The following is a 12371-nucleotide window of genomic DNA, read 5'->3' as shown; positions in this document are numbered from 1 at the left end:
GCAATGCGCAAGGGCCATGGCTACGCCGGTCGGAAGACGGCGGGCGTTGGTCGAACGCCCGCCCGCCGGTCAGCCCAGCGCCGCCTTGAGATCGTCGACCAGGTCGGTCCGTTCCCAGGGAAAGAAATCGCCTTCCGCCTTGCGCCCGAAATGCCCGTAGGCAGCGCTGCGGCGATAGATCGGCTTGTTGAGGCTCAGGTGCGTGCGGATGCCGCGCGGGGTCAGGCCGCCCAGCTTGCCGATGCCCTTGATGGCTTCCTCGATCGCGCCGTCCTCGTGGGTGCCGGTGCCGTGGGTGTCGACATAGAGCGACAGCGGCTCGGCCACGCCGATGGCATAGGCGAGCTGGATCGTGCAGCGCTTGGCAAGGCCCGCGGCAACGATGTTCTTGGCCAGATAGCGGCTGATGTAGGCGGCCGAGCGGTCGACCTTGGTGGGGTCCTTGCCGCTGAACGCGCCGCCGCCGTGCGGGGCCGCACCGCCGTAGGTATCGACGATGATCTTGCGCCCGGTCAGCCCGGCGTCGCCGTCGGGTCCGCCGATCTCGAAGCTGCCGGTCGGGTTGATGTGGTAGACCGTCTCCTCGCTCAGAAGCTCGGCCGGCAGCAGGTCGGCTACCACGCCCTTGACGTAATCGTGCAGCTCGGTCTGCTTCTCGCCCTGGTCGTAGCCCGGCGCGTGCTGCGTCGAGACGACGATGGCAGTGGCGGCCACCGGCTTGCCGTTGGCGAAGCGCAGCGTGACCTGGCTCTTGCTGTCGGGCTCGAGGAAGGGCGCCTTGCCCGAATGCCGGTCAGCGGCCATGCGCTCGAGGATCTTGTGGCTGAAGTCCAGCGTCGCGGGCATCAGGTCGGGCGTCTCGTCGCAGGCGAAGCCGAACATGATGCCCTGGTCGCCGGCGCCCTCGTCCTTCGTTTCGCCGGCGTCCACGCCCTGCGCGATATGCGCCGACTGGGGATGCAGGTTGTTCTCGAAGCGCAGCGTTTCCCAGTGGAAGCCGGACTGCTCGTAGCCGATGTCCCTGACCACCTGGCGGACCGTCTGCTCCACTTCCTGTTCAACGCCCGGCGCCCAGTTGCCGCTTTCGTCCATGATGCCCTTGCCGCGGATTTCGCCGGCCAGCACGACCAGCTGCGTCGTGGTCAGCGTCTCGCAAGCAACGCGCGCCTCGGGGTCCTTGGACAGGAACAGGTCGACGATCGAATCCGAGATCTGGTCGGAAACCTTGTCGGGATGGCCTTCGGAAACGGATTCGGACGTGAACAGGTAGCTGTTGCGCATGGTCGAACAGGGTCCTCTCGAATGAACGCGTTATGCCAATTGAAACAAGCCGTAGGGCTACGGCTTGCGGGCGACAATGAAGCTTTCGTCGTTGAACCACAACCCGCCGTTCTTGCGCAGAACGGCGCGGGTGGCGTCGAGATAGGCGGTGTTGCCCATGGCGGCCGTCAGCCGCTCGTCCTCGATCTGCGCCACGTAGGTCGCGGCATTCCAGGCGGCGAGCAGGGTCGAGGTGCCGATCGTCGCATCCTGGCTGTCGATCTCGTCCGGCATGGTGTGCATTTCGTAACGGAACAGCGCCTCGCGGTTGGACAGCGCGTCGAACTCGAAATCGTCGGCGTCCTCGCCCAGCGCGTCGCGCGTGGCATCGAGCAGTTCGCGGCGCGAGGCGGTGAACGGGTCCTCCCCCGGCCAGACTTTCTGCACGATCTCCGATCCAGGATCGTTGCCCGCCGAATGGATCCCCAGCAACCGGCCGCCGGGGCCCAGCGCGCGCGCCATCGGGGCGATGATGCTGCGCGCCTTGAACCCGGTTTCGGCCCGCAGGCGATAGGGCTGGCTGGCCAGCACGAGGTCGAAATCGGCCTGCGCCATGCCCTGGCGCGGGATCACGTGCTCGAGCAGGAACTTGCAGTCCTTGCGGTACAGCAGCAGCACGGTCGGCCGTTCGGGGCGCAGCCGTCCGCTCGGCCCGTGCTCGGTCCGCCAGTGTTCGTCGAGAAAGGGCTGGAGCGAAAGGATCTGCTCCTCGAACTCGGCGGTAGTCGATCCTTCAAGCGCGACTTCGTGCCAGACGAGCGGGCGGGCAGGATCGGCCTTTCTGGTGCGCAGCCACGGCGCTTCGGCATAGGCCAGATTGGTCACCGCCAGCACCGTTTCCGGATGCTCGAAGAACCGGTCGGGCATCTTGTCGAGCGTGAGGCGCACGTCTTCGAGGCTGATTTCCTTGCCCGCGACGTAGAGGGGGTGGCGCTCGAACCGGCGGTGGAGGTGGCGCAGCACGCGCGACAGGACCGTTCCGTCGCCCATCCCGGCATCGAAGAACCGCACGGCGGGCGGGGTCGGCTCGATCCGCTCGAATTCGCGCGCGACGCGCTCTGCCACGACCCACTTTTCCGAGCAGGTGTTGACGAACATCAGGTATTTCTGACGGTTGTCGTAGAAGCGGAAGTTGCGCCCCCCCGCTTCGCCCGCGCTTCCCGCAGGCCCCTTATCGACGCTTGCCTTCGCTTCGCTCGCCATGCCCGTCTCTCCCTCGAGCCGGACTTACCCGAGCGCGGCGGGCGGCGCTATCGGGTTTGTCGGCGCCGCAGGGCGAAGGCGCCGAGCAGGAACAGCAACGCCCAGGCCAGAGCGAGCACATTGCCGAAGCGCGCGAACGGGGTGGGCGCGGCGGCCGGCGGGATCGTTCCGTCCATCCGCCCGGCGACGTGCCGCGCGATATGGTCGCGCACCACGCCGCGCGCATCGATCGCCGCGCTGATCCCGGTGGTGGTGGCGCGCAGCACCGGCAGGCCTTCCTCGATCGCGCGCAGCCGCGCCTGGGCGAGGTGTTGCGGCGGGCCGGTCGGCCCGAACCAGCCGTCGTTCGAGGGATTGAAGATGAAGTCCGGGCGGTCGGACCGGTCGACAACCTGGCCGGAGAAGACGATCTCATAACAGACCTGCACGCCCACCCGGCCGTGGGTGCCAAGGTCGATGGTGGCCGGGCCGGGGCCCGGAAGGAAATCGATCGCGCCGGGCACCAGTCGCGTCGCGCCGAGCGGCTCGAGCAGCCAGCGCAGCGCGAGATACTCGCCATAGGGCACGAGGTGCGCCTTGTAGTAATGACCGACGATCGCCCCGGTGGAATCGATCGCGGTGACGGCGTTGTAGGCGCCCACCGCGCGGCCGCCGGCGATCTTCAGGTCGGCCGCGCCGGTCAGCAGCGTGCTGTCAGGGCCGATGACCCGGCCGATCCGCGCGCGGGCAAGCGCCGGGTCGGCAAACGCCGTCGCCGCAAGGTAGTAGCGCCGCGGATAGCCGCTGCGCAGGTAGTCGGGCACGCCGGATTCTGGCCACAGGACCAGGCGCTCGCCCGGCGCCTTGGCGGTGGTCAGCGCCGCCGTCTTGGCGAAATCGGCCTCGAACGCGCTGGGATCGTCGAGCCGTTCCTGCCGCACATCCGGCTGGACGAGGGTGAACCGCTCGGTTCCGTCGGCCCCCCTGCCCGCGGGCAAGTACATCCCCACGGCCAGCAGCACGGTCGCGGCGATTGCCTGCAGCCAGCGTCGGCGGGCGAGCAGCAGGGCAAGACCGCAACCGATCAGGGCCGCCAGTCCTGACAGGGCATAGGTCCCCAGCCAAGGCGCGAGCGCGGCCAGGCCGGGCCGGTCGAACCCGCCGAGCAGGACGATGCCGAACGGGTTCCACGGATAGCCGGTGAAGACCCAGCCGCGCAGCCATTCGGCGACGGTCCAGCAACCCGCGAACGCGAGCGCGAAGGCGGCCCCGCGCGTGCCGAAGGCCCGCGCCGTTCCGGCCGCCAGCGCGGGGTATATCGCGAGGTAGAGCGCAAGGAGCGGCACCGCGACCCAGCCGAGCGCCGGGGGCATTCCGTCCTGATAGGTGAAGGCCGTCGCAATCCAGGCGTTGCCCAGCGTGAAGTGGCCGATACCGAAGAACCAGCCGAGCCCGGCGGCGCTGCGCCAGCCGGGGGCTTGTGCCGCCAGCAGCCCGAACGCGCCCATCGCCAGCAATGCGACGGGCCAAAGCGACAGGGTCTGGAAACCGGTGGCGGCGAGCACACCGAGCGCCAGCGCCGAAAGGCGCGGCCATGCAGCCGTAAAGTGGTGCGCCCTTGCGAGCACGGTCACCGATCAGCCGATCGCTTCGAGCGCCTCGTCGTCGCCGCTGGCCTGCTTCGCGCGGGTCCGGCGGCGCGGCTTTTCGGCCGGCTTCTCGTCCGCATCGTCGTCGTTGCCGATGGCCGGCGGGAGGCTGGACGGGTCGAGACCGCCGCCGCCGCGCTGAGCGCCACTCTGGCCGCCACGTTCTTCGCTTCCGCTGCGCGGAGCGCGCGGACGGCGCTGGCGATTGTCGCGGATGAAGGGATTTTCGGCCTCGTCCTCGCTCAGGGCATCGCCCTCGATACCGCGCTGGCCTTCGTCGGCGCGGGGCTCGCGCTCGTTGCGGCGGCCACGGCTGCGCTGCGCCTGCGGTTGCTGCTGCTGTTGCGGCGGTTGCTGCTGGCGCTCGTCGCGGTCGCCGCTGCGCGCGTCGCTCTCGTCGCCGTCGTTGTCCTGTTCCTGCTCGTAATCGTCGCCGAAGTCGTCGCGATCGTTCCGGTTGGAACGCTGCTGATAGCCCGGCTGGTCGTCCTTGTTCGCCCGCTGGTCGGCAATCACCCGGAAGTAGTGGTCGGCGAACTGCAGGTAGTACTCGGTCTGAACCCGGTCGCCGTTGAGCGAGGCGTCATGGGCCAGCTTCTTGTACTTCTCGAGCATCTGCGGGGCATTGCCGCGCGCCCGGCTGTCGATCCGATTGCCCTGGTTGCCGCCCCCGCCCTGGCCACGATTGTTGCGGCCACGGCGGCGATTGTTGTTGCGATTCTGGTTCAAAGGAACGTCGCTTCCTCGTAATGGGCCGGCACCTGGCGTGACGGCATGATCCCTCGCCACGGGCGCACAAGGCCATCCCGTGGACCCCATCCCCTGCCTGTGCCGCAGCGACCCTTCGCCGCAATTCGATGCAACTGATGGAGTTGAACCCGGCCGACGAAACCGCCCTTGGCCGCTGGTTCGCCTACCGAGGTAGTGGGTGGAAGGGCCCTTGCCAAGCCTAAAACGACAGGATCAACGCGCGCGGGCGCCCGGCGAGGTCTTTGTGCAACACGGCGGCGAAACCTGCCGCGGCGGCGATCCCCGTCACCGCATCGGCCTGGGTATGACCGATTTCCAGCACCGCCCTGCCGCCCGGGTTCAGGAGCCGCGGAAGCTGAGGTACGAGCAGGCGATAATCGTCCAGCCCCTTGGGTCCGGCGAACAGCGCCGACGCGGGCTCGAAATCGCGCACCGACGCGTCGAGGGGGGCCGCCTCCTCCACATAGGGCGGATTGGCGATGACGAGGTCGAACGTGCCCAGTCCGGCCGCCCAGCCTGTCTCGGTCCAGTCGCGCCGCATCATCTTGCTGCGATCGGCCAGCCCGAGGGCTTCTGCGTTGTGCCGCGCCACCTCCAGCGTCTCGGCCGACCGGTCGATGCCGACGCCAGAGGTGCCGGGCCGCTCCGCAAGATAGCTCAGCAGCAGGGCGCCCGATCCCACTCCGCAATCAAGCACGCGGTTGCCGCCTGCCTCCAGCGCCGCCTCCAGCGTCGTCTCGCTGTCGGCCCGGGGGATGAGCACGGCGGGCGACACGGCGAACGTGCGGCCATAAAACTCCTGGTCGCCGACGATGTAGGCCACGGGCTCGTGCCGGGCGCGGCGGTCGACCAGTTCGGCGAATTCCGCCGGCGCGGGATCGGCCATCCGCCTCAGCAACAGGTCCGAGCGTGAGACGCCCAGGGCATGCGCCATCAGCACTTCGGCATCGAGCCGGGCGGTGTCGGAGGTGTCCGCCAGCCGCCGCGCCGCCTCGCGCAGGGCTTCGCCGACCGTCATTTGCCCATCGCGGCCAGGCGCTTGGCCTCGTCCTCGGCGATCAGCGCGTCGATCATCTCCGCCAGACCGTGACCCGAAAGGACCTCGGGCAGCTTGTGCAGCGTGAGGCCGATGCGATGGTCGGTCACGCGCCCCTGCGGGAAATTGTAGGTCCGGATGCGTTCGGAGCGATCGCCGCTGCCGACCATCGCCTTGCGCGCCTCGGCCTCGGCGCCGTGGGCCTCGCTGCGCATCTTCTCGTAGATCCGCGCGCGCAGCACATCCATCGCCTTGGCGCGGTTGCGGTGCTGGCTGCGTTCGTCCTGCATGGCCACGACGATGCCGGTCGGCAGGTGGGTCAGCCGGACGGCGGAGTCAGTCTTGTTGACATGCTGGCCGCCCGCCCCGCTCGCGCGGTAGATGTCGATCCGCAGGTCCTTGTCCTCGATCTCCACCTCGACCTCGCTCGGCTCGGGCAGGACGGCGACGGTCGCGGCCGAGGTATGGATCCGCCCGCCGCTCTCGGTGACGGGCACGCGCTGCACGCGGTGGACGCCGCTTTCGAACTTCATCTTGGCGAACACGCCGGTGCCGGTGACGTTGGCGACGATTTCCTTGAAACCGCCCAGGTCGTTGGCGTTGACGCTGATCGTCTCGACCTTCCAGCCGCGTTCGGCCGCATAGCCTTCGTACATGCGGAACAGGTCGGCGGCGAACAGCGCGGCCTCGTCGCCCCCGGTCCCGGCGCGGATCTCGAGCATGGCGGGGCGCTGGTCGGCACTGTCGCGCGGCAGCATGGCGACGGCGAGCGCGTGCTCGGCCTCGGGCAGCCGGCGGCGCAGGTCGCCCAGTTCCTCCTCGGCCAGCGCGCCCATTTCCGGGTCCTGCACCATGGCGGCAAGCTCGGCGATCTCGGCCCGCATCGCGCGCACCTCGCCGGCGACCTTGGCCACCGGTTCGAGCTCGGCATAGTCGCGGCTCGCCTGGACGAAGGCCTCGCCCTCGAGCGTGCCGGATGCCATGCGCGCTTCCAGCTCGGCAAAGCGATGCGCGATCTGCTGCAGGCGGTCGTCGGGGATGCTCATCAGATTTGGCTAAGTATGGCGTCGACCTTAGTCTTGAACGCGCCATCGTGCGAAATTTTCGGTACTAAGTCACACTCGCTGCCAGAGTCCCAAGCTACTACTAGCATAGTGGGTTCAAGTCTTTTGGCTTTATCGTAGCGCTTTTTAGGTGAGCCCGTCGCGAATATCTCAGCAGCGATGCCACCACGGCGCAGCGCATAGAGACCCTTCTGCGCATGAGGGAAAGCTTTGTCGTCTTCGACGACGATCAGGACCCAAGGGTCATCCCGTTCCCGCTCAGCCACCAGCATCGCCAGCCGCTCGATCCCCGCGGCCCAGCCCACGGCCGGTGTCGGCGCACCGCCCAGCGATTCCATCAGCCCGTCGTAGCGCCCGCCGCCCAGCACCGTGCTCTGGCTGCCTAGCCTGTCGGCCGAAGCCGAACCCGCGTCGGGCACGAACTCGAACGCGGTGTGGCGGTAGTAATCGAGCCCGCGGACCAGCCCCTCGTTGCGCGCGTGGCGCACGCCCGCCGCCTCGAGCCCGGACTTCACGTCCTCGAAGAACCTTCCGGCCTCGTCGGACAGGAACTGGTCGATCTTCGGCGCCCCGTCCACGAAGGCACGGTCGCGCAGGTCCTTGCTATCAAGGATGCGCAGCGGGTTCTTCTCCAGCCGCTCCTGCGAATCCTCGCTCAGGTCGCCCTGCACGCCGCGGAAGTGCGCCAGCAAGGCGGCCCGCCACGCATCACGGCTGTCGGCATCGCCCAGCGTGTTGAGCTGCAGCGTGACGTCCGCGATGCCCAGCTCGCGCAGGATCTGGTCGGCCATCGCCAGCAGTTCGACGTCCGCCTGCGGCTCGGCCGCGCCGATGATTTCGGCGTCGATCTGGTGGAACTGGCGGTAGCGGCCCTTCTGCGGGCGCTCGTAGCGGAACAGCGGGCCGTGGGTCGCCACCTTCAGCGGCGCGTATTGCTGCCAGCCGTCGGTCAAATAGGCGCGCGCGATACCGGCGGTGAATTCGGGCCGCAGGGTCAGGCTTTCGTCGCCGCGATCCTTGAAGCTGTACATTTCCTTGGAAACGATGTCGGTCGTCTCGCCGATCGAGCGGGCGAAGACCTCGGTCCGTTCGAACACCGGCATCTCGACCCGGCGGAAGCGGTAGAGTTTGCGGACGCGCTCGAACGTCTCGACCACGTGCGCGAAGGCCTCTGCCTCGGGGCCGAAGATATCCTGCGTGCCGCGGATGGGACGGGGTGTTTCGATAGCCATTGCCGGCGCGCGCCTAGCCGATAACCGCCCCCCGCGCCAAGCGCCCAAGCTTGCAATGCGCGGCACGGGAAGGCAGGGACCATTGCAATGTCGCATAAATTTGTGGTCGCACCACTCGTCGCTTTGGCTCTGATCGCCGTAATCCCCCACTCCGCCGCCGCGCAGGAGGCCGAGCGTTCGCGCCCGGTTGCGATACCCGTGGTGTCCGACATTCCGGCCGCGCAGGACGTGCCCTATCCTGGCACGATCCGGCTTGAGGTCGATGCGCGCGATCTGGCGCGCGGCGTGTTCAAGGCGCGCCAGACCGTGCCGGTCATCCCCGGCACGCGCGAACTGGTTCTGCTGTCGCCCGAATGGCTGCCCGGCAAGCACGCGCCCCGGCCGCAAACGCGCTTTTTGACTGACGTCAGCTTCTCGGTCGCCGGCAAGCCCGTTTCATGGGCACGCGACCCGGTCGACGTGAATGCCTTTCGCGTGGCGCTGCCCGAAGGCGCGAAGGATGTCGTCGCCAGCTTCGCCTTCGCCTCCCCGCTGCAGACCAGCGAGGGGCGCATCGTGATGACGCAGGAGATGATGAACCTGCAGTTCGACGCGATGAGCCTTTACCCTGCGGGTCACTATGTCCGGCAGATCAAGGTGAAGCCCGAAGTGCGCTTCCCCGACGGCTGGAGCGTGTTCACCGCGCTCGACGGGCAGGCGCTGCGCCAGGGCGTCACCACCTGGGACGTCACCGATTACGAGACGCTGGTCGATTCGCCGATCTTCGCCGGCAAGCATGCCCAGCGCTGGGACCTGGGGCACGACATTTACCTCGACGCGGTGGCCGACGATCCCAAGTATCTCGCCATCAAGCCCGAGCACCTGGCAACGTATCGCAAGCTGGCCGACGAGGCGCTGGCGCTGTTCGGCACGGCGCACTTCGACCATTACGACTTCCTGCTCGCGCTGACCGACCGGATGGGCGACATCGGGCTGGAGCATCAGCGCTCGAGCGAAAACGCCTACGACCCCACCGATTTCATCGAGTGGGACAAGAAAGCCTTCGACCGCAACGTCGTGCCGCACGAACTGGTGCATAGCTGGAACGGCAAGTACCGCCGGCCCGAACGGATGTGGACGCCCGACTTTCGCCAGCCGATGCTGGGCGACATGTTGTGGATGTACGAAGGGCAGACCCAGTTCTGGGGTTACGTCCTGGCCGCCCGCTCGGGCGTGCAGCCCAAGGACGTGGTGCTGGGCGCGATCGCCACCGCAGCGGGCTATCGCAGCGAGGCCGAGGGGCGCGAATGGCGCTCGATCGACGATACGACGCGCGATCCCATCCTCAACGCCCGCAAGCCGCTGCCCTACACCTCGCTCAGCCGGAGCGAGGACTACTACTGGGAAGGCGCGCTGGTCTGGCTGGAAGCCGACCAGATCATCCGCCGCGGCACGGGCGGCGCGCGGGGGCTCGATGATTTCGCGCGCGCCTTCTTCGGCGTGAAACCCGGCGACCTGGGTCAGTTGACCTACGACTACGAGGATATCGTCGCGGCGCTCAACGCGGTCCATCCCTACGACTGGGCAGGCTTCCTCGATGCGCGGTTCGCCCAGCCTGGCCGCCCCGCCCCGGTCGAAGGCATCGAGATGGCGGGCTATCGCCTGGTCTGGAAGGACACGCCCAACCCCTACAGCAAGGGGCTGGACGACAAGTCGGGCGATCTCGACCTCAAGTACTCGCTCGGCTTCGAGCTCGACAAGGACGGCAAGGTGAAGAACCCGATGTGGGATTCCCCCGGGGTGGATGCCGGCATCGTCACCGGCGCCCAGATTGTCGCGATCAATGGCGAGGCCTGGTCGAAGGATGGGATGAAGGATGCAATTACCGCCGCCAAGGGCGGCAAGGAGCCGATCGAGCTGCTGGTCAAGCGCGGCACGCGCTACCTGACCGTGCCAGTGAAGTGGAACGGCGGGATGCGCTATCCCTGGCTCGAGCCGGTGGGCGAGGGCGAACAGCCGTTCGACCGCCTGCTCGCCCCGCGCACCTGACGGCCCGGCAAGACCGGCAATTCCGCTCGCGCGCGGCCACGCGATTCGATAGGTCGCCCCTGTGGCGAACGAGGTGAAGCGAGCGGCGCAGGTCGCGGGCATCGGCAACCGCGTTATGCCGGTGCGCTTCCTCGTGTTCCTCGTCGTGGGGATCGCCGCCTGGTTCGCCTGGCGCGCGCTGGTGCCGCCCGACGACTGGCGCGACGGGACGGCAATGGCCTTTGACACCGCGGCGCTGGTGTTCCTCGTCTCTCTGGCGCCCCTGCTGGGCAAATGCAGCGCGCCGGACATGCGCCGGCACGCCGCTGCGAACGACGCCGGGCGCCTGCTGATCCTGTTCCTTACCAGCCTGCTCACCGTCGTCGTCATGGCGGCGATCACCAGCGAGCTCGATGGCGCCAAGGGCGGCGACTGGCTGGCGATCGGCAAGCTCGTCGCGACCCTGCTGCTGATCTGGGCCTTCGCCAACAGCGTCTACGCCCTGCATTATGCGCACGCCTTCTACGCCAAGGGAGAGGACAGGGGCGGCGATGCCGCCGGGATCGACTTTCCCGGCACGAAGACGCCCGATTACTGGGACTTCGCCTATTTCGCCTTCACGCTGGGGATGACCTTCCAGACAAGCGACGTCGCGGTCACCGCGCAGGGCATCCGCAAGGTCGTGCTGCTGCATTGTTTCGCCGCGTTCGTGTTCAACATCGGAGTGATCGCCTTCACCATCAACGTGCTCGGCGGCGCGGGCTGAAAAAGCGCTTTCCTACAGCGAATCGAACTGCTTAGCCTCGCAGGCTCTTTCAAACCGTCGATTCCCCTGCGCTCCCGGCGGAGGCCGGTCGGCCGCCGTTTCAGGTGTATACTTCGTGTATACTTCCGCGCCTACTCCGCCGCTTCGAGGAACCGTTCGTCAATGTCGGTTTCGGCCTCCCAGCTCTTGAGTTCGGGCAGGACCTTCTCGGCGAACAGGTGCATGTTCTTGCGCGCCTCGTCGAGCGGCATGCCCCCGTAGTAGACGTGCGGGAAGAAGCCCTGCGGCTTGAAGTGCTCCTTCAGCTCCCACATCCGGTCGAGGATCATCTGCGGCGTGCCGGTGACCGCCCCCTTCGCGAAGTTATCGACGTAGGGTTCGATCGCCTCGGGCGCGAGGACCATGTTCTCGTAGTGCTCGTAGCCCTTGATCTGCGAGAACTTGCCCGGGGTATCGAGATGGTAGTTGCGGATCGCGGCGCGCATCGTGTTGGCGAGGTACATCTCGCCCTGGGCCTGGGCGAACTCGGCGCTCTGGTCGATGTAGTAGTTGCCGCCCAGCATCGGCGGCGGGGGCGCGGTGCCGGGGCCGTTCACCTCCTGCCAGACCTGGGTGTACTTGTCGGGCCCGGCATCCTCCAGCCGCTGGGGCAGCATCAGGATCATGTTGCCGCAGCCATGCCGCGCGGCGGTGTACATCGAGTTGCCCGACAGGCTGCCGCAGAACTTGCGCCCCTCGAAGCTCTTGATCGGCGCCGGGCGCAGCTCCTGCCGCGGGATGACGCCGTATGCTCCCTCGCCCTCGATCACTCCGGTTTCGAGCGCCGGAAGCACCACGTCGAGGATGTCGTTGTAGAGCGCGCGGCTACGGTTCATGTCGATGCCCAGCCCGGCGAACTCGTGCTGCGCCAGGCCGCCGCCGAAGCCCAGGATCGCCCGCCCGTTCGACAGGATGTCGAGGTTGACTATCTTCTCCGCCAGCCGCGCCGGATTGTGCCACGGCACGATGATGCACTGGGTGCCCAGCTTCACGTGCCGCGTCTTGGCCGCAATGTAGGTGAGCAACTGCAGCGGGTCGTTCGACATCGAGTAGTCGGAAAAGTGATGCTCGGTGATCCACACCGAATCGAACCCCAGCTCCTCGGCCAGCACGAGGTTGTCGACTTCCTCGCGCACGAAGCGCGCGTCGTCATAGCTCTTGTCACGCTGGTGGGCGAAACCGGTTGCCAGGCCTACATGCATCGTCTCTCTCCGCTCGGCCGCCGTTGCCCGGCGGACTTAGTCAACGCGAATAGTGCGCCTTTCGTCGCGGATTCGCAATTGCCGGTGGCTTCGCGCGCCTTCGCCCGCTAGGGGCACCCCGCCG

The 12371-nt window shown here is 67.7% G+C and carries 10 protein-coding genes; 2 read left to right on the top strand and 8 right to left on the bottom strand.

Going from position 1 to position 12371, the window contains the following annotated elements; translation table 11 throughout:
* Window positions 1-69 precede the first annotated feature (69 nt).
* From metK to hisS, 7 genes are all read right to left on the bottom strand, one after another.
* The gene (gene metK / locus ACWPMZ_RS01020; protein WP_455702175.1) at window positions 70-1281 is read right to left on the bottom strand and encodes a methionine adenosyltransferase; all 1212 of its coding nucleotides are present in this window, start codon (window positions 1279-1281) and stop codon (window positions 70-72) included.
* Between the two features lie 57 nt (window positions 1282-1338).
* Window positions 1339-2523 (bottom strand): hypothetical protein, encoded by a 1185-nt coding sequence (locus ACWPMZ_RS01015; RefSeq protein ID WP_455702174.1) that lies wholly within the window; start codon window positions 2521-2523, stop codon window positions 1339-1341.
* A gap of 47 nt (window positions 2524-2570) precedes the next feature.
* A complete protein-coding gene (lnt, locus tag ACWPMZ_RS01010; protein ID WP_455702173.1) occupies window positions 2571-4136 on the bottom strand; it encodes an apolipoprotein N-acyltransferase in 1566 nt (521 codons plus the stop codon).
* Window positions 4137-4139: 3 nt separating this feature from the next.
* Window positions 4140-4880, bottom strand: coding sequence for a DUF4167 domain-containing protein (locus ACWPMZ_RS01005; protein ID WP_455702172.1), 741 nt, complete (start codon window positions 4878-4880; stop codon window positions 4140-4142).
* 220 nt (window positions 4881-5100) lie between these two features.
* Complete coding sequence (gene prmC, locus ACWPMZ_RS01000) at window positions 5101-5919, bottom strand: peptide chain release factor N(5)-glutamine methyltransferase (RefSeq protein ID WP_455702171.1); 819 nt, start codon at window positions 5917-5919, stop codon at window positions 5101-5103.
* Window positions 5916-6983, bottom strand: a complete 1068-nt coding sequence (gene prfA / locus ACWPMZ_RS00995) for a peptide chain release factor 1 (RefSeq protein ID WP_455702170.1) — start codon at window positions 6981-6983, stop codon at window positions 5916-5918. Before prfA ends, prmC begins: the two co-directional genes overlap by 4 nt.
* The gene (gene hisS, locus ACWPMZ_RS00990; protein ID WP_455702169.1) at window positions 6983-8233 is read right to left on the bottom strand and encodes a histidine--tRNA ligase; all 1251 of its coding nucleotides are present in this window, start codon (window positions 8231-8233) and stop codon (window positions 6983-6985) included. Before hisS ends, prfA begins: the two co-directional genes overlap by 1 nt.
* A gap of 87 nt (window positions 8234-8320) precedes the next feature.
* On the opposite strand from hisS, the gene ACWPMZ_RS00985 reads away from it, so the two are divergent.
* Both ACWPMZ_RS00985 and ACWPMZ_RS00980 read left to right on the top strand, forming a co-directional pair.
* Window positions 8321-10261, top strand: coding sequence for a M61 family metallopeptidase (locus ACWPMZ_RS00985; RefSeq protein ID WP_455702168.1), 1941 nt, complete (start codon window positions 8321-8323; stop codon window positions 10259-10261).
* Between the two features lie 61 nt (window positions 10262-10322).
* The gene (locus tag ACWPMZ_RS00980; RefSeq protein ID WP_455702167.1) at window positions 10323-11006 is read left to right on the top strand and encodes a DUF1345 domain-containing protein; all 684 of its coding nucleotides are present in this window, start codon (window positions 10323-10325) and stop codon (window positions 11004-11006) included.
* 131 nt (window positions 11007-11137) lie between these two features.
* On the opposite strand, the gene ACWPMZ_RS00975 is transcribed toward ACWPMZ_RS00980, so the two are convergent.
* Entirely contained in the window at window positions 11138-12247 is a 1110-nt protein-coding gene (locus ACWPMZ_RS00975) for an LLM class flavin-dependent oxidoreductase (protein WP_455702166.1), read from the bottom strand.
* Window positions 12248-12371: the final 124 nt, after the last annotated feature.

It is taken from the genome of Tsuneonella sp. HG222, from assembly GCF_053819185.1.
Note: the sequence above shows the minus strand (reverse complement) of the source record. Positions and strands in the feature narration are given on the sequence as shown.

What these genes read in the sequence shown, in the direction of transcription:
- metK (WP_455702175.1), bottom strand. Translation starts at nt 1,281, where the DNA reads ATGCGCAACAGCTACCTGTTCACGTCCGAATCCGTTTCCGAAGGCCAT.
- hisS (WP_455702169.1), bottom strand. Translation starts at nt 8,233, where the DNA reads ATGGCTATCGAAACACCCCGTCCCATCCGCGGCACGCAGGATATCTTC.
- prfA (WP_455702170.1), bottom strand. Translation starts at nt 6,983, where the DNA reads ATGAGCATCCCCGACGACCGCCTGCAGCAGATCGCGCATCGCTTTGCC.
- ACWPMZ_RS00985 (WP_455702168.1), top strand. Translation starts at nt 8,321, where the DNA reads ATGTCGCATAAATTTGTGGTCGCACCACTCGTCGCTTTGGCTCTGATC.
- prmC (WP_455702171.1), bottom strand. Translation starts at nt 5,919, where the DNA reads ATGACGGTCGGCGAAGCCCTGCGCGAGGCGGCGCGGCGGCTGGCGGAC.
- ACWPMZ_RS01015 (WP_455702174.1), bottom strand. Translation starts at nt 2,523, where the DNA reads ATGGCGAGCGAAGCGAAGGCAAGCGTCGATAAGGGGCCTGCGGGAAGC.
- ACWPMZ_RS00975 (WP_455702166.1), bottom strand. Translation starts at nt 12,247, where the DNA reads ATGCATGTAGGCCTGGCAACCGGTTTCGCCCACCAGCGTGACAAGAGC.